Origin of the sequence: Gluconobacter cerevisiae (genome assembly GCF_015244675.1) — a bacterium.
In the GTDB taxonomy this organism is placed as follows: Bacteria; Pseudomonadota; Alphaproteobacteria; order Acetobacterales; family Acetobacteraceae; genus Gluconobacter; species Gluconobacter cerevisiae.
Genome location: NZ_JABCQO010000005.1, coordinates 94,855 through 112,631 on the forward strand (window position 1 = coordinate 94,855; position 17,777 = coordinate 112,631).

Annotated in this window: 14 protein-coding genes; 12 read left to right on the top strand and 2 right to left on the bottom strand. The window is 60.8% G+C overall.

Annotated features, from left to right (window positions below; translation table 11 throughout):
- Positions 1–134: 134 nt before the first annotated feature.
- The 5 genes from HKD21_RS07820 to HKD21_RS07840 all read left to right on the top strand — a co-directional run bounded on the left by HKD21_RS07820 (position 135) and on the right by HKD21_RS07840 (position 4,699).
- Positions 135–1,010 (top strand): bestrophin family protein, encoded by an 876-nt coding sequence (locus HKD21_RS07820; protein ID WP_194255150.1) that lies wholly within the window; start codon positions 135–137, stop codon positions 1,008–1,010.
- An 88-nt stretch (positions 1,011–1,098) separates the two neighbouring features.
- Complete coding sequence (locus HKD21_RS07825) at positions 1,099–1,686, top strand: CarD family transcriptional regulator (protein WP_194255151.1); 588 nt, start codon at positions 1,099–1,101, stop codon at positions 1,684–1,686.
- A gap of 173 nt (positions 1,687–1,859) precedes the next feature.
- Positions 1,860–2,660, top strand: coding sequence for an SDR family NAD(P)-dependent oxidoreductase (locus tag HKD21_RS07830; protein ID WP_194255152.1), 801 nt, complete (start codon positions 1,860–1,862; stop codon positions 2,658–2,660).
- A 5-nt stretch (positions 2,661–2,665) separates the two neighbouring features.
- On the top strand, positions 2,666–3,046 hold the full coding sequence (locus HKD21_RS07835; RefSeq protein WP_194255153.1) for a response regulator: 381 nt from the start codon (positions 2,666–2,668) through the stop codon (positions 3,044–3,046).
- Positions 3,047–3,055: 9 nt separating this feature from the next.
- On the top strand, positions 3,056–4,699 hold the full coding sequence (locus HKD21_RS07840) for a tetratricopeptide repeat protein (protein ID WP_194255154.1): 1,644 nt from the start codon (positions 3,056–3,058) through the stop codon (positions 4,697–4,699).
- Here the strand turns inward: HKD21_RS07840 and HKD21_RS07845 are convergent.
- On the bottom strand, positions 4,693–8,838 hold the full coding sequence (locus HKD21_RS07845) for a translocation/assembly module TamB domain-containing protein (protein WP_194255155.1): 4,146 nt from the start codon (positions 8,836–8,838) through the stop codon (positions 4,693–4,695). The two genes, HKD21_RS07840 and HKD21_RS07845, sit on opposite strands and share 7 nt — an antisense overlap.
- The gene (locus HKD21_RS07850; RefSeq protein ID WP_194255239.1) at positions 8,838–10,940 is read right to left on the bottom strand and encodes an autotransporter assembly complex protein TamA; all 2,103 of its coding nucleotides are present in this window, start codon (positions 10,938–10,940) and stop codon (positions 8,838–8,840) included. The genes HKD21_RS07845 and HKD21_RS07850 overlap by 1 nt, the downstream gene beginning before the upstream one ends.
- Before the next feature lie 267 nt (positions 10,941–11,207).
- On the opposite strand from HKD21_RS07850, the gene HKD21_RS07855 reads away from it, so the two are divergent.
- The 7 genes from HKD21_RS07855 to HKD21_RS07885 all read left to right on the top strand — a co-directional run bounded on the left by HKD21_RS07855 (position 11,208) and on the right by HKD21_RS07885 (position 17,756).
- Positions 11,208–12,164: a lysophospholipid acyltransferase family protein gene (locus HKD21_RS07855; protein WP_194255156.1), complete on the top strand. Its 957-nt coding sequence runs from the start codon at positions 11,208–11,210 to the stop codon at positions 12,162–12,164.
- A gap of 272 nt (positions 12,165–12,436) precedes the next feature.
- Positions 12,437–13,837 (top strand): tRNA (N6-isopentenyl adenosine(37)-C2)-methylthiotransferase MiaB, encoded by a 1,401-nt coding sequence (miaB, locus tag HKD21_RS07860; protein WP_194255157.1) that lies wholly within the window; start codon positions 12,437–12,439, stop codon positions 13,835–13,837.
- On the top strand, positions 13,831–15,009 hold the full coding sequence (locus HKD21_RS07865; RefSeq protein WP_194255158.1) for a PhoH family protein: 1,179 nt from the start codon (positions 13,831–13,833) through the stop codon (positions 15,007–15,009). The genes miaB and HKD21_RS07865 overlap by 7 nt, the downstream gene beginning before the upstream one ends.
- The gene (gene ybeY / locus HKD21_RS07870; protein ID WP_062030263.1) at positions 14,978–15,484 is read left to right on the top strand and encodes an rRNA maturation RNase YbeY; all 507 of its coding nucleotides are present in this window, start codon (positions 14,978–14,980) and stop codon (positions 15,482–15,484) included. Before HKD21_RS07865 ends, ybeY begins: the two co-directional genes overlap by 32 nt.
- On the top strand, positions 15,481–16,428 hold the full coding sequence (locus tag HKD21_RS07875) for a hemolysin family protein (protein WP_194255159.1): 948 nt from the start codon (positions 15,481–15,483) through the stop codon (positions 16,426–16,428). Before ybeY ends, HKD21_RS07875 begins: the two co-directional genes overlap by 4 nt.
- A 56-nt stretch (positions 16,429–16,484) precedes the next feature.
- The gene (locus tag HKD21_RS07880; RefSeq protein ID WP_194255240.1) at positions 16,485–17,120 is read left to right on the top strand and encodes a DsbA family protein; all 636 of its coding nucleotides are present in this window, start codon (positions 16,485–16,487) and stop codon (positions 17,118–17,120) included.
- A complete protein-coding gene (locus tag HKD21_RS07885) occupies positions 17,121–17,756 on the top strand; it encodes a thioredoxin domain-containing protein (RefSeq protein ID WP_194255160.1) in 636 nt (211 codons plus the stop codon). It abuts the gene before it with no gap.
- Positions 17,757–17,777 lie beyond the last annotated feature (21 nt).

Sequence of the window (17,777 nt, forward strand, 5' to 3'; positions counted from 1 at the left end):
CATGGCGGCAAGAGGCGCTGCTGCAAAAGAAAGTAAAAAGACAGACACCCTTTGCTGTTGGCCGGGAACAGAGTTCGCCGCTACGCTAGTCTGGGACTTGTCTGCGTATACCGCCCATCCGAGGAGACAGCCGTTTGATCGTCAACCGTCCACATGGACTGGCAATCCTTTTCCGGGAATCCCTGCCCCCGCTGTTCATCCTGACATTATGGGATTTCGTGGTCGTCATCCTGTTCCAGATCTATCATCAGAACTGGATGGAACAGCCCTCTCTGCCGATTTCCCTGATGGGAACGGCGCTGGCCATCTTCCTGAGCATGCGCAACAACGCAGCTTATAACCGCTGGTGGGAAGGGCGTACCCTTTGGGGGGCCATCACCAACAACTGCCGGTCTTTCGGACGTGAAGCCGCAACCCTTCTGGGTGGACGCCCGGATCTGGCCCGCGCCATGGCCGCGTATCCGCATGTCCTGCGCGCCGCCCTCAGAGGCGACCCACCCAATGAAGACGCCAAAAGACTCCTGACGCCTGACATGTACGAAAAGGTCTTTTCCTGCTCGAACACCGCTAACATGCTGCTCTACCAGATCGGTCTCGGCGTACGGGAAGAGGTCGAACTCAAGGGAATTGACGGCGCCGTTCACGGTACGGTGGACCGTATCCTGTCAGATATCGCAAACGCACAGGGCGGCCTTGAGCGTATCAAGAACACTCCACTTCCTGTTCAGTATTCGATGCTGCCAGAACTCGCGACACATCTGTTCTGCATCATTCTCCCGCTCTCGGCCGTGCAGACCCTTGGCTGGATCACGCCGCTGGGGTCAAGCATCATCGGCATGCTGTTCCAGATGCTCGACCGAAGCGGTCGTGACCTTCAGGAGCCGTTTACGAAGAGTCTCCACGCGCTTCCCATGTTGACTATGGCCCGCACGATCGAGCGCGATCTGCTCCAGCCGATCGGCGATACGCCCCTTCCGGCCATTCAGGCCAGCAATGGTGTACAGCCCTGACGCATCGTTAAAAAAGTCCCACCGCAAAAAGAATACCTCTTGCGATCAGACAAGACAGCAAGGGGTTTTTCTGCTATGAACCGGGCCTATGAACACGTTCAAAAGCCCCCAGAAGGGCGGCATGACAGATGAAATGGCTCGTGTCGCAGCCAACAACACGGCCCGTCAGACCGATCCCGAGCACGATGCGGATCCTTTCCACGAAGGTGACTCCATTGTCTACGCCGCTCATGGCGTTGGCCGCGTGGAAAAGATCGGCATGGTCGATGTCGCCGACACCGTGATCGAGATGATCCAGATCTCCTTCCCCGGCAACCAGATGATGCTGCGGATCCCGCTGGCCAAAGCTCGCAAGGCCGGCCTGCGCAAGATCGTCACACGCGATATCGTCGACAAGGCGATGACCGTCATCAAAGGCAAGCCGCATGTCAGCAAAGGCATGTGGGCACGGCGCGCGGTGGCTTATCAGGAAAAGATCAACTCCGGGGACCTGATCCAGATTGCCGAAGTGCTGCGCGATCTGCGCCGCAATGTTGACAGCCTGGATGGCAGCTTCTCGGAGCGCAAGCTGTTTGAAGCCGCGCAGGAACGCTTCGTGGCCGAGGTCGCGGTGCTGGAAAACGTCGATCCTGCACAGGTTCTCGAAAACCTGACCAAGACGATGAAAGCCGCCTGACAAACGGTCTGGAGCACGGTTTGAAAAACCTGCATGTCTCCAATATGGATCAGGATGTGGTTTTCTTCGCATCCCGGACGGGGTTTCTCGCGTTGGCGACACGAGCAACCTTTTCCGTGATGTGTTTTCAGTCACGGTTTCACACCTGCATTCCAAAGGAGAGGTGAGGCCCCATGCCTGCCCCTTACAAAGACCGTTTTGCCGGCAAGAAAGTCCTCGTCACCGGGGCATCCCAGGGAATTGGCGAGGCCACCGCGCTTCGCTTTGCCGAAGAAGGCGCGCAGGTCGCTCTCAACGGCCGCAAGGAAGACAAGCTGATCGCTGTGCGCGAAAAGCTGCCTAAGGTCTCTGGTGGAGAGCACGCACTCGCCACGGGTGACATTTCCAAGGAAGACGACGTCAAACGTCTGGTTGCTGACAGCATCAAGGCCATGGGCGGTCTGGACATTCTGGTGTGCAATGCGGGCTATCAGATTCCGTCTCCATCAGAAGACATCAAACTCGAAGATTTCGAAGGTGTGATGGCGGTCAACGTCACGGGCGTGATGCTGCCCTGCCGGGAAGTCCTGCGCTACTGGCTGGAAAACGGTATCAAGGGCGCGATTATCGTGAACTCCTCCGTTCACCAGACCATCCCCAAACCGCATTATCTTGGCTACTCCGCTTCCAAGGGCGCAGTTGGCAATATCGTTCGAACGCTGGCGCTGGAATATGCCGGTCGCGGCATCCGGGTGAATGCTGTGGCACCGGGCGCCATTGTGACGCCAATCAACATGTCCTGGGTCGACGATCCTGAGCAGTACAAAGCCGTTTCGAGCCATATCCCGATGAAGCGCCCTGGTGAAAGCCGCGAAATCGCGGACGCCGTCACCTTTCTTGCCGCTGAGGACAGCACCTACATTACGGGTCAGACCCTGTATGTCGATGGCGGTCTGACCCTCTACGGCGACTTTGAAAAGAACTGGTCCTCATAATCCAGATGCCCCCATCCCTGACCGTTCTGCTGATCGAAGATGATTTCCTCATTCGGACCTGTCTGGCGGAATTCCTGCTGGACAACGGCCTGACAGTCAGGGAAGCGGATCACTGCGCCGAGGCCCGCGCCATCATTGCGGCAGAGCCGAAGCTCGATGCCCTTGTGGCCGACATGACCCTTCCCGACGGGGATGGCATGACGCTTATCCATCCGGCCCGTGAACGCTGGCCGGACCTTCCGGTCATCTATATCAGCGGTCACGGCGACATGCGTCGGAACGAGACCTCCGGCGATCCGGCACGGGATCGTTTCATCTCGAAGCCTTATACGTTAGCAAGCATTCTAGAGGCTCTCGTGGATATGACATCAGTGGCCTCGGATTAGGAGATCCGTATGTCCGACAGTCTGGACAGACCCGCCCTCGACAATCCGGCCCCGATGATCGAGGAGAGTCAGTCCAGCCCGTCAGACCGCCTGATCAAAGCCCAAGAGGCCATGACCCGCGGCGCGCCCGAAGAAGCTTTGGCTATCGCGTATCTTCCCTCCGATGGCGCAGCCGAAATTCCGGCACTGCATTATGTACGGGCACGGGCACAGTTCCATCTGCGCCGTTATCAGGACTGTGCGGTAGAGCTTGAACAGGCCAGCGCCAACGCGGGGCCTCACGCCATCTCCCTTCTGATGGACGAAGCCGTTGCCATGCGACGGAGAGACGACCTCCTTCCGCTTCTGAAAATCTGCCGTAAACGGAAACCAGACGACTTCCGCCTGATGAACGCCGGAGCCGCCGTCCTGATCCAGCTTGCGCGGTTCGATGAGGCTGAACTTCTCCTGCGGCTGAGCCTGCAAAGATGCCCCAATGATCCCGGTGCTCTCAATCTTCTTGCTTTACTCCTGACGGAAACCGGCCGATTCGACAGCGCGCTTTCGGTCATGGCCCGTCTGCGGGACGCGGACCCGGAGGACTGGGAGCCGCTCTGCAACATGGCCTGCATCCTCAGCAGCATGGGTCGAATGGAGGAAGCAGCCAATCTTTATCGGGAAGCGGTCCCGATGGCGCCCCAGGATCCACGCCTGCGTCTGAACCATTCCATCACCATGCTCAAAAGCGGACGCATGGCACAAGGCTGGATCGAGCATGAATGGCGCTTTGGCCTTCCCGGCCATACCAGCATACCGCTGGATCGCCTGCTGCCCAACATTTCTCCGTCGCTGGACCTGAGGGGCAAGCGCGTTCTCATCACGCAGGAAGAGGGCTTAGGCGATACGCTCATGTATCTGCGCTACATCCCGCCCCTCGCCCGCACGGGCGCCATTATCCATATCTGGGGCACGGAAACGCTCGCTGCGATCTGCGAGCGTGTGGCTGGGGTCTCGGAAGTGCAGTTCGGGGGTGAGACGCCCGAGTATGACTATCACTGTCCGTTCATCAGCCTGCCCCGTGCCTTTTCGGGAACGCCGGACGCCATGGGCGCGCCCGTCCCGTATCTCAGTGCCGATCGGCAGAAAGCCGAGGCGTGGCGTCAGCGGTTTCAGGACGATCACAAGCTGAGAGTTGGACTGGTCTGGGCTGGTGCGGCACGGCCCGAAGATACGGCGGCGCTTATGGTGGATCGCCAGCGCTCAATGCCGCTCTCGGAGCTTGCGCCTTTGGCAGGGATTGAAGGTGTGAGCTTCTATTCCCTTCAGAAAGATACCCCTGCCGAACAGATCCCGGATTTTCCGGGGTCGCTGGTGAATGTCATGCCCGAATGTCACACGATGGATGACACGGCGGCCCTGATGGTGAACCTCGACATCATCGTCTCGGTTGATACCTCAGCCGTTCATCTGGCGGGGGGTTTGGGCAAACCCGTCATTATGATGGACCGCATCAACAACTGCTGGCGCTGGCTGCACGGGCGAGACGATACCCCCTGGTATCCGCAGATGCGGATCGTCCGCCAGACCCGCTTTCAGGACTGGTCGGACGTTGTAGAGCGGGTCAAACGGCTTCTTGAAGACGCCGTTTCTACCCGGAAACCCGGACCTCAGTAGCTGTAGCCGTAGGACAGGCCGATGCTCGACCCGGGATCGTTCTCCGGCGTCGTGAATCCCGTGACCTGACCACCCGTTCCAACCGTCGTGTTGAATTTCAGCCGTTTCGTCAGGTCGATCTGTACCTGAGCCTGCGTGCCCGAACCGGATGTCGCCTGCTTGGCGCCGACATAGACTCCCTTCATCACGTATTTTCCGGCCTCGACACTGGTGCCCCCGTTATCGACACCGCTGCCGCCACCAACAGCCAGACGATCCAGTCCCAGCAGGTTCTGAACCTTGGCCAGCGGGTCGAAAGCCGAGCCGCCCGCAAGCTGAACCACCGCCGCGCCCAGTTCCGCAAGCTGCGTGGTGGAGAGCGAATGAGTGTCCGTTCCGAACAGCAGAATGGACAGAACCTGATCGCGCGGCAGACTAGGCGAAGAAACAAAATCCAGTTTCGGCGCGCTGGCATACCCTGTGACCAGAAGGCTTGCGAGCGTGCCGCTGGCATTGCGGTCTGCCCGGAAATTCAGCGTCGGATCAAGCTTGTGGTTCACGCCCGAGCCGTTGAACGCCACACGACCGTTCGTGAAATTAAGGTTGATGCCGCCCAGATTGAAATTGCCGCGCTTGAGATCAAAACCACCATTGATCAGAGGTTCCGCACTTGTGCCACGCACCCGCAGACGCCCCTGCATTTCGGCGAACACGCCATGTCCGCGTACGAAGAACTCACCGGGCGAAATCACGTCCACGCCCAGTCCGATGATCAGGCTCGATCCCGTCCCGGACGCTGGCTTCTGCCCCGGACGGATCACGTCAAGCTGCGGCACGGAGGCGGGCATGGAATTCGGAATATTGACGGTCGCGTTGGGAATATTGACCTTCCCGTCCACATCAAGCCGCGTCGTGGCCTGACCATGGATGTGCAGATCGGTATTGATCGTCGCGGTCAGCAACTCGCTGGATACAGGACGGGCCTTGTCGGAGGTAATGTGAAGATCGACGGGCAGATCGGGCCGGAAAGCACCGACAGTGCCGTCCAGCGTGATCGTTCCGGGGCCTGCATGGGCGATGATGTGATTGACGTTGATCGTATCACCGGCAGCAACGAGTGCCCCGTTGATCCGGCTGAGATGCACGCCTTGCGCGTAGTTGTCGAACGAGGCGTTCTCCAGCGCAATTTGACCTGACGCCCGGGGCTGCGAGGCTGTCCCCGCAACATTGAGGTTAATGCCGATTTTTCCAGCCGCAGCCATACCGTTCGCGCCCAGAACAGCATTTCCGACCGACAGATCGACATGCCCTGTGGTGGCAAGGGCGATCGCGCCCGTTTTGGAGAGCGGTGCGGTTCCGCGGACCGCCAGCGCGACGGACGGGCCTGCGCCAAACGTTGCATCCACCTTTGCGGACTGTCCCGCAAGCCCAATATTCGCCAGAATCTGCGCCGCTGGAAGAGATGCCGCCGGACCGGTCTTCATTCGCAGATCACGGCCATTCAGCAAGACCGTTCCGGTTGGTGCGTTCAGCGTACCGCCGAGTTTTGCGTTCAGAGAGATCGTACCCGTTGCCGACAGATCCGGCGCAAAAGGTTTTGCGATGGCAGGCGTGATGTGATCCAGACGCGCTGTGAGCGCGAGTGCGGGTTTGAGTGTTCCCGCAATATCGACCGTGGCAGGTGCCACACCCTGCGGCGCGAGGGTCGCCACCAGATGATCCACGCCCATCCTGTCCCCGAACGACACGACCGCGGGGCGGCTCAGACGCAGGCTCTCCCCCTTGACCAGAGCCGTCAGTTGCCCAAGGTGCACGGTCTTTTCAGGGACATTCAGAACAAGTGCGGTATCGATATTGGCCGGGGCGTCCATGACGTTCTGGAAGGCCGCGTTCAGCGCGATCGCCATCGCGGTCTGGGGTCCCTTGATCGTGGCGTGCGCCCTGCCCGTCATAGCCTGATAGCGCAGTCCAGCGAGATACAGCACCAAGGACGGTTCGGGGGCGTCGATCGGGTTTGCGATGGTCCCGCTGACCTTAAGAGACTGGACGGCGGCATCCGCCATCGCCAGCATTCCGTCCAGCCCGACCTTCACGACAGGCGGCGCGCCTTCTGTCTCCGTCGTGTGTAGTCCCAGCGTCAGATGACCGGAAATCGCCTGTCCGATCAGACGGCGGAAATCGCCCAGATTGCGGATCGAGACATCCAGATCCCCGAGCGGCACCTTCGCCCCTTTGGGGAGACGGAGTTTGCCTTTGCCGCTCAGGCTGTTCCAGTCCAGCGTGTTGAGATCCAGATGATAGGCCCCTGCGTCGTCCTGCTGAAACGCGGTATCCAGCACCAGCGGCGCATGATCCAGCGTCCCCTTGGCCGTCAGCACGCCTGCCGGATGAGACGGCAGATGCTGGACGTCGGCATGGAGCGCCACGGGACCTTTCGCCACGTCTTTCGTGCCGAACTCTCCGCTCAGATCAGCTTTGACCGTCAGATCGTCGGTCGGGCCATCGGCGGTCGCTGTCAGTGTCGTATTGCCAAGGATGGCCGGGCTGGCCTTTGCAAGATCCGGAAGCTGGACGGAGGCCTTCGTCTGCATCCGGTTGCCATGCGCCATGTCGATCACGGACGACGCCAGCATGTGCAGAACCGCACCATCCAGCGCAAAGCTCTTCAGCGTCAGAATGTTTTCCGGAGATTTCGCCAGATCAAGCGAGAATGTGCCTCTTCTGCCGATCAGGTTCAGGGCCTGCGGCTGGCCGCCAGTGATCGCAAGCGTTCCTGTGCTTTTCAGCGTCAGGTCATCCTGTTTCGTCACCGGCATGGCAAAATCGGCATGCAGTCCGGCTGTGCCGCTCAGATCCGTGCTGCCCATTGCCGCCAGCGGGTGCAGATCCGGCAAAGCAAGGTCGAACTGAGCTTTCGGGGCAGGCTTTAGATCCGCCGTTGCGGCGGCGTGCAGAAGGGGATGATCCAGCTTGGCCACAACAGGGACCGAGGCCGCCAGCGGATGCGCCAGAACATCCAGCGTCAGCGGCGCGGCCGCCAGAAGTGTGGGCTGCGACCCGGGAATACGCAGACCATCCAGCACAGCCGCCAGATGAGCGGTCGTGTCCTCAGGGCGTGCGCCTTCCACACCGTCAAACCGGGCATGCAGGTGCCCGATCCCGGTTCCTGCGGCGGTCAAGGCATCGATATCCAGCACGCCCTGACCGTTCGGCGCCATGAGCGGGCCATGCAGATCCGTGTCCAGCGCGATGCTGTTCCATGCAATGCCCGGACGCAGCGTCATGGACGGCGCATCCGCCTTCACATGCAGGTCCGCGGTCATGCTCAAAAGGTTCATCGTCCCGCTGGCGACAGCCTTCACCGGCCCCGCACCCAGACCGAAATCCAGCACCGCCGCCGTGCGCGGCCCATTGAGATTCAGGTGCAGATCCAGCGGATCAAGCTGCGGCATCTGGCCCAGCGTGGTGGCGAAGCCGTTTTCGCCTTCCTGATACCGCACGCCCACCGCGATGCGGTTTTTGGGCGTCTGGACATTGAGGGCCAGATTCGCCGACTGATCCAGTCGCTTCAGGGCCAGTGCGATGTCCATGACCGGAAGCGTACGCATCGTCACGCCGTCCAGAAATGGCGCGATGCTGTGGATATGGGCGTGTCCGTCCGCTGAAAAGACGGCCGGGGTGACGGTATAATCCGGGCTGACTTCCAGCCGCCCGACATGCAGCGATGCCAGATCGACCCGCAGATGCAGCTTTGACGGCGCGGTACTGGCGGGTGTCGGCTGCGCGGGCGTGGTGTCCGGAGCAGACACCATTTTGCGCAAAACGGCCACACGTGACGCGCTCAGATTTGTAATCTTTGCATCCAGATGCAGCAGCGACAGCGGCGACCAGCGCAGATCCGCATTGTCCAGTTCGATCCAGGGGCCTTTCTCATCCTTGATGAGGAGTTTCGTCACCGCCAGATGTTGCGGTATAAAACCCGAAAGCCCGGAAATCTCGACCATGCCGCCTGTCAGCGGACCAATTTTCTGCTCGATCAGCCGCTGGCCAGCAGGCAGGTTGATCCCGATCAGAACTCCCGTAACCGCCACGACCACCAGCCCGGCAGGGACGATGACCAAGCCGGCCGCGACGCGGAGAAGAACCTTGCGAACCCGCATCAGAACGTCTCCCCGAGGCCAAAATAAAGTTCCCATTTATCGCCCTGCGGCGGGCGGTTCATCGGCAGTGCCACGTCCACGCGGATTGGCCCGATCGGCGTGAAATACCGCACGCCACCACCATATCCGACCCGGAGCGTTCCCTGCCCTGGCCGCGATCCCGTCCCGACCTGGCCGGCATCCACGAACCCAGCGACCCCAAGATTCATCGGTAGACGCTGGCGGAACTCGACGCTCCCCGCATCCATGGACGTCCCGCCTATTGCATATTTCGTTCGACCATATTGCGGCCCAACGCCCTGATAGCGGAAGCCGCGCACCGTCGCCGGGCCACCAGCATAGAGCCGCTGATCAGGCGGGATCTGATAGGTGGATGCGCCCTGCACGGAGCCGACGATGCCTCTGACCGCGATCACGCTGCGGCCGGGGCGGGAAATCCCGAGATGGTGCAGATCGAAATAGGTCGAGGCCTGCGCGGAGAGAAGCGTGAAGAACGTCGAGCCGCTTTCCAGCGATTCCGAGGGCGTGATGGACAGCGATGCCCGCACGCCATGGGTTGCCGGGTCGATCGGATTGGTGAGGCGCGTGTTGTCGAATGTCGCGTTCAGGGGTGCTGCAACGATGAAATAACTGCGTGTGTCACCGAACTGTTTGATCTGTTCCTGCTCGCCCATCAGACTGCCCGAGAGGTTCCAGTACTTCCCAACATGACGGTTCAGCCCCGCTCGCGCGATGATAGCGGTCTGGTGGTACGAATAGAGAAGCTGGCGCACCCCTTCGAGGCGCACGCTCAGATTCTGCCCCTTGGACAGGAAATCCGGCTTCATGAAATCCGCATACACATCATAGCCCAGACCCTGCTGCGCGGAGCCGCCAAGCCCTGTAACCAGAGCCGTCAGTTTTAGCTGCTCGGCATTTCCGAACAGATTATGATGCGTCCAGCTTGCACCCAGACGGCCACCGAGATCGGTCGAATATCCAACTTCGGCTGACAATGTACGCCGTTTGGCTTCCTTGAAGCTGAAATCAATCGGCATCGCCTGAAGAATGCCGGGCATCAGGGTGCGGCTGGGCGGAAGGGTAATGATTGGCGGGGCATTGCTGACCTGTACGGACGCAAACACGCCCGTACTTGCCAGATCCTGCCGCGCTGCCTCGATCCGGGACGGGCGATAAAGCTCCCCTTCCCGCAGTTCCAGGCGGTTGCGCAGAAAGCTCTGGTTGGTATGAACCAGACCCGTCATTCCGATCGGGCCGATCACGACCTTCGGCCCACGCTGCACGCGGAACACGATGTCGAGCTTCTGTGCCTGGGGTTCTAGATACGCCAGCGGCGTCGAGACACTTGCAGTCGCATAGCCGTTTTCCTGAAGCTGGTTGAGCAGTGTGTTCTGTGCGGCCAGAACGGTTTCCGCCACCGCAGGCTGCCCCGCAGACAGTGGAAACGCCTTGCGCTCATCCAGCGTGAGCGTGACGGGCTGGGACTGCGCAACTGCCTGCGCGAATGTCACCGGAGCGGCAGTCGCAGGATCTGCCTCCGTCGGGGTTTTGGCTTTTGACGCGGAAGTCTTCGCAACAGGTGCTTTCGCTACCGGAGCACCTGTTGCGGGGGTCGGCACTGCAGCTTTCTCGGGTGGTGCAAGCAGCGCGATGCTTCCAAGACTGAAACGCGGCCCGAGCGTGGTGGAAATCGTGATGGCGACTTTCTGGTTCTTCCTAAGAGCCTTGAGAATATCAGGCAGGGACGGGTTTTTTCCGTCCACGTCCTGTGCCCCGACCTTGACGCTGATCTGCACGGAACCCGCATAATAGCCCTGCGATTCCAGAGCGATATTCACCCGGTCGTAATCGCCGCGGATCCGCCCGGCGAGCGCATACGCCCCGACGGCATGAGATGTCTGGAGCGACTGAAGCTGGGACGATGCGCTGATTGCGGCATCCAGCTCCGGATGCTTCGTCGGGGTCAGTGTCACGGTATAGGGGATGGCGGGGTCGGAGGTGCCATCTGAAACCGGCTGAGCGGGCGTCGCCGCTTTGGATGCCTTCGCATGCAGGGGCAACGGCGCGCAGAACACCGTTACGACGCCCAGCATGCAGGACATCGACACGACTGACACAGAATAAGAAACTGAGCGGCGGCCTGACTTCACCGTGCGTCCTGAAAATCTGTCTTGAGGGCATTTCCGACCTGTGAAAGCCGGATACGGGCGCGCAGACCGAAGGACAGGACTGCATAGTCCGAGGAACCTTGCACGGCGCTCCCTGTCAAGCCCTCCCGGGCAGAGACAGCCCGGAAAAACGCTCTGTATGGAGGCGTGGAAACAAACAAGATTGTGTCGTCCCTGCGAAAACCGTATCACTCAGCACCCATGTCCCATCGTGATGCCAAGACCCCGAAGAGCCGACGCGGTCACAACCGTCCCGTCGTGGATGAAAATGCCGCCTTTCCGGCTTTTCAGTCGACGACGTCCACGTCCTTCTACAGCCGCCTGCGCTGTGCGCTCCGCCTGTCTCTCGTCCTGATCTGGACGTTCTGGGCATGCAGCTTTCAGGCCATTCTGGTGCGTCTGCCCGGACGGCTGAAGATCATGATGCCGCGTGTCTTCTGGAGAGGCGTGTGCCGGATTCTGGGCATCAGGATAAAAGTCCTCGGCCAAAGCGCGGGGGGTGTACGGACGGCAAAGGATGTCCGTAACGGCAAGCGTCCGGTGGTCTTCGTCGCCAATCATTGCTCCTGGTTGGACATCGCTATTATCGGCAGCGAGCTTCCGGTCGTGTTCGTCGCCAAAGGCGAAGTCGGCAAGTGGCCCCTCATCGGCACGGCATCTCGTCTGGCCCGCACCATTTTCGTCAGCCGCAACCGTCAGGACACTGGTCGCGAACTTCAGGAAATGGCCGCGCATCTGTGGGACGGGGACGATATTGTTCTGTTCCCCGAAGGCACTTCATCGGACGGCTCACGCGTTCTGCCCTTCCTGTCGTCGTTCTTCGCGGTCGCCAAACCCGGGCGTCTGGAGAAAGTCGGCCTGCCCAAAGCGCCGCCCGTCCTGATCCAGCCCGTTTCCGTCGTCTATGACAGTCTTGAGGGGCTGCCTGTCGGGCGAAGCCGCCGGAACGTGTTTTCATGGTATGGTGACATGGATCTTGCGCCACATCTCTGGTCTTTCGGGCAATGGCGGACCATGGGGGCGTCCCTGATGCTGCATGAACCGATCACGCCAGATGAGTTCCTCTCCCGCAAAGACCTGTCGCGCGCGACGTACGAGGCCGTTAATACCGGCGCAGCAGACCTCCGCCGTGCCCGCCCCAAAGCTGCCGGAGCCTGAAATGCGCTCCACAGTCGGATCTGTCATCAGGTTTGTCTTGACTTGAAGCCTGCCTCCAAGCCACTTTCGGATCATGACACGGTGGCGACCCAGCTTTCGTGTCCGGAGGTGGTATTACCCATTCAGGCCCGTCTGATCATCCGTCGGCTCGTTGCGCCCGGCCTGCCGTTCCCCGGAACAGGCTTGACCCCGAGGTTGTCTGCCCCGATGTGTGTGCCTGATTCTGCCATTCCCGGACCGAGACCTTGACCACCACCCCGAATTCCCTAGCCATGCCCGCTTCTTCCGACCCCGTGCCCGCCGTACAGGCTCCGCGTGGCCTTCATGTCATTACATGGGGCTGCCAGATGAACGTGTATGACAGCGCGCGCATGGCCGATGTCCTGCGTCCGCTGGGATACGGCCCGGTCGAGCGCCCCGAAGATGCGGACATGGTCATCCTCAACACCTGTCACATCCGCGAACGTGCGACCGAAAAAGTCTTTTCCGAACTCGGGCGCCTGCGCAAGATCCGAGACGAGCGGATCGGCAACGGGCAGGATCGCACCATCATCGCGGTGGCAGGCTGTGTTGCGCAGGCCGAGGGCGAGGTCATTCTCTCCCGCGCGCCTTATGTCGATCTGGTTCTCGGCCCGCAAACCTATCACAAACTGCCCGAAATGGTGGCCCGTGCAGCCCGTGCGGGTGGCGCTGTGATCGAGACGGATTTTCCGGTCGAGCAGAAATTCGATTTCCTGCCAACAGATGCCGCCCCGCAGACGCAGGGCAATCTCACGGCGTTCCTCACCATTCAGGAAGGCTGTGACAAGTTCTGCTCCTTCTGCGTCGTGCCCTACACCCGTGGCGCAGAAACGAGCCGTCCGGTGGCCTCTGTTCTGGCCGAAGCACGGCGGATGGCAGAGAGCGGGGTGCGGGAAATTACGCTGCTCGGGCAGAACGTGAACGCCTATCACGGCGATGACGGCAACGGCGAAAGTGCGACACTGGCGGGGCTGGTCAAGCAACTCGCGCAGATACCCGGTCTGGGCCGCATCCGTTACATGACGTCCCATCCCCGCGACGTGGATCAGAGCCTGATCGACGCTCACCGGGACAATCCGGCGCTCATGCCGTTCCTGCATCTGCCGGTGCAGAGCGGCTCGGACCGGATCCTCAAGGCCATGAACCGTGGTCACACGACGGATGAATACCGCGAGAGCGTCCGCAAGCTGCGCGAAGCCCGCCCTGATCTGGCCCTGTCTTCCGATTTCATTGTCGGTCATCCTGGCGAGACGGAAGAGGATTTTGAAGCGACCATGCAGCTCGTGCGCGATATCGGTTTCGCCATGGCCTACAGCTTCACCTATTCCCCCCGTCCCGGCACGCCTGCCGCAGGCCAGCCGATGCAGGTGCCTGAGGACGTAAAGAACCGTCGTCTGGCTGAATTGCAGGCACTTCTGCGTGAACAGCAGGATGCCTTCAATGCCGACATGGTCGGGACGGTGCAGGAAGTCCTGGTGACGAACCGGGGCCGCAAGCCGGGGCAGATCGCCGGACGTTCGCCTTACCTCCAGCCCGTTCACTTCGACGGCCCCGACCATCTGATCGGCTCCACCGTCAAGGTCGCCATCACCACACGCCGCACCAATTCTCTGGGCGGCACCCTGATCCGGGAGACAGCCTCCGCTTGCTGACAACGCACCCGACCCGTCCCGTCGCCACCAGCAGTGGCTCCGAAGGCAACCGCACCGTTGCCTTGCGTTTCAACGACAACATCCTGCTCCAGCGCCTGCTGGGAGACCATGACCGGCATCTCGTCCGGCTGGAGGAAGGGTTCAACGTCAAGCTGTCCTGTCGTGGCAACAAGATTGCCATTTCCGGCGAAACAGACACGGTCGGGCGCGCGCAGGCGGCCATCATCGCGCTGTACAACCAGCTCGAACAGGGCGGTACGATCGATGCCTCTCAGGTCGATGGCGTCATTCGTCTGACGGCCCTCCCAAGCCGCGCCGAACGGCCGGTCGATACACGACAGGCGCGTCCAGCTGCGCAGGAGCACCCGCGCGGCAACGCGCCCCGCCGTCCGGAAAAAACCAACGGTAAACCGCAGAATATGCCCGCCACTCCGTTCGGGGATCTGCCCGCCATCCGGACCAAACGTGGCGTGATCGCGCCGCGCTCGCACGGTCAAGCCGCCTATATGGAAATGCTGGCCAATACCGACATGGTGTTCGGGATCGGTCCGGCGGGCACGGGCAAGACCTATCTCGCAGTCGCACAGGCCGTTGGCATGCTGCTCGCGGGACAGGTGGACCGGATTGTGCTGTCCCGCCCGGCCGTCGAAGCTGGTGAGCGCCTCGGCTTCCTGCCCGGCGACATGCGTGAAAAAATCGACCCCTATCTGCGCCCGCTCTATGACGCCCTGCATGACATGATGCCGGGCGATCAGGTGGTACGCCGCATGGGGACGGGTGAGATCGAAGTGGCCCCCCTCGCCTTCATGCGCGGACGCACACTCGCTCATTCCTACGTCATTCTGGACGAAGCCCAGAATACGACCGCAGCCCAGATGAAGATGTTCCTCACCCGCATGGGCGAAGGCACACGCATGGCCATTACCGGCGATCTGAGTCAGATCGATCTGCCGAATGGTGTATCATCCGGTCTGCGCGAAGCGGTCGAGACCCTCGAAGGCATCAAGGGAATCGGCATAACGCGTTTTTCTTCCGAAGATGTGGTGCGCCATCCGCTGGTTGCCCGTATCGTCGATGCTTATGAACAGAAAGCGCCAGCCCCCCGGGACCTGTTCCGGAACAGGCTGCGCCGGGAAAACAATGGAACCTCCAAGTCGACACGCCGGCACTGACATCATTATCGAGGACGCGCGCTGGCGCGCCTCGGTGCCGGGAACGGAGCGCGCAATCCGGCGCGCCCTCGTCGCGGTCGCCCGTCAGGGTGGCCCCGATTTCACGCAGTCTCCGGCCCCTTCGATCCTTCTGGCAACAGACAGGATCGTCAAGCGCCTCAATGCGCGCTTCCGGGACAAGAACAAGCCCACGAATGTCCTGACGTTCGAGCCGCTTTCGCCGGAGCATGGCGGAGACATCGTGCTGGGCTATGAGACCGTCCGACGCGAAGCAGATGCCGCACGACGCTCACTGAAGGCGCATCTGTCGCATCTTGTGGTGCATGGCGCCTTGCATCTCGCCGGTTACGACCATCACCATCCCGGTGAAGCCCGGGAGATGGAAGGGATCGAGACCCGGACGTTACGCTCCCTCGGCTTTGGTGATCCATGGCAGCAGGGCAATGGGCAGATGGCGGGGAGTGTCCGGATATGAGTGACGATACAAACGACCGCTCATCGGAAGAGTCGGGAAAAAGCCGCTCCTCACGCGGAATTTTCGGACTGTTTAACCGCCGCAACCGCGATCAGGGCCTGCGCGAATCCATCGCGACGCTTGTTCATGAAGCCAGCCAGCCGACTGAGGATTCCAGCGACGAGCCCGAACTCGACCGGCAGGAACGTGCCCTCATCATGAACGTGCTGCGTCTGCGCGACATCACGGCGGATGACGTCATGATCCCGCGTGCAGACATCATTGCCATGCCCGAGGCCCTGCCTTTTCAAGAAGCGCTGGATCTGATGCGCCGGGAAAACCACTCCCGCCTTCCGGTCTATCGCGACCAGCTCGACGATATCGCGGGCATGATCCATGTGAAGGACCTGATCGCCTATGTCGGCGAGCCGGACGCCTTCGACATCCGTCCGCTGCTCCGTCAGCCACTAATGATCGCGCCCACGATCCCCGTGCTGGACCTGCTGCTCCAGATGCGTCAGCGTCAGATGCATATGGCGCTCGTCATTGACGAATATGGCAGCATCGACGGCCTCGTGACGATCGAAGATCTGATTGAGACCATCGTGGGCGATATTTCGGACGAACATGACGACCCGGTGACGACCATGTGGGTTGAGCGTCCGGACGGGTCCTTCGATATCGACGCCCGCCTTCCCGTGCGGCAACTTGAGGAGCGGCTCGGCGCTGTCCTGACGGATGCCGAACGCGAAGCCGAGATCGAAACGGTGGGCGGGCTGGTGTTCCGTCTGGCCGAACATGTCCCGGCCCGGGACGAGGTTCTGACCCATGAAAGCGGCCTCGAATTCCGCGTTCTGGACGCTGATGCACGACATATCCGCGCCCTAAGGATGCGGGTTCCGGAAGGCTGGGAAAACAAGCCGCTTCCTACCATCAAGACTCAGGAAGACGACCGGGGCTCTTGACGGAGCCGCGTGTTCGTCGTTCGAGTATCACCATCGATTTCAGCGGAGCCCCGTCCATGCCTGCCGCCCAGCTTCTCGGCCGCCGTACCCTCCTCGCCTCCGGAATGGCCCTCGCGGCCGCTGCGGCAGCACCGTTCGCACGGGCGGACGATGTGCCCGCCAGCGACCCGCGCATGGGACCACGCGTTATCGGCTCGCCGGATGCGAAGATCATCGTGGACGAGTGGTTCTCCCTGACATGTTCGCACTGCGCCCATTTTTCGAAAGAAATCTTTCCGCAGATCCGTAAGAATCTGATCGACACAGGAAAGATCCGTTACCGCTTTCATGATTTCCCGATCGATCAGGTCGCCCTGCTGGCCGCTATGGTCGCCCGCTCCCTGCCAGTGGATCGCTACGAAGCCTTCGTGACGGATCTGCTGGACCATCTGGACGAGTGGGCGTTCGCACAGAATATCGATCCAGTTGCCGAACTGAAGAAACGCGCTGCCCTGTTCGGGGTGAATTCTGCGGAATTTGACCGGATTAACGCAGATAATGCCCTGCGCGAGGCCATTATCAACAAGCAGGATCACGACGGCGCTTTCCTCCAGATCCAGGGCACGCCATATTTCCGCATCAATGATGTTCCCGCGCCCGACGTGGTCGGGAGTTATGATGATTTCGCAAAAGCAGTCGCAAAGGCTTCCTGAATGACCCGTCTTTCCCTTTCCCGCCGCTTTTTCGTCTCCGCCGCTCCGGCTCTTGCTGTTGCGGGAACCGCTGTTGGTAAGGCCCACGCCGCCGATGCAAGCTCCACCGACGCCCGGCTGAGCCCGCGCATTCTCGGCAACCCGAATGCCAAGGTTCTGGTGCAGGAATGGTTCTCGCTGACCTGCACGCATTGTGCGCATTTCGCGACGGAAGAGTTCCCCAAAATTAAGGAAAAGCTGATCGATACGGGAAAGATCCGCTATCAGTTTCATGATTTCTGCGGTGATCGTGTTGGCCTGACAGCGGCCATGGTGGCCCGCTCTCTGCCGGAAGAACGCTACGTTCCGTTCATTGAGGCCCTGTTCTCCAGCCAGATGCAGTGGGCTTTCGCCGCAGGTGGCGATCCGATGCAGCGCCTTCAGCAGATGTCTGCTCTCGCAGGCGTCTCCGCAGCCCAGTTCGATGCCATCAGCAAGGACAATGCTTTCGCCGAAGCCCTGTTCGATCAGGTCAAGAAGGACGCGGACACCTACAACATTCAAGGCACCCCATATTTCCGCTTCAACAATACGCACTACGATCAGGACCCGGAAACCTACGAAAAATTCGCCGATCTCGTCGCCAAGGCGTCCTGATCCACTCCTCTAGGACCGGTA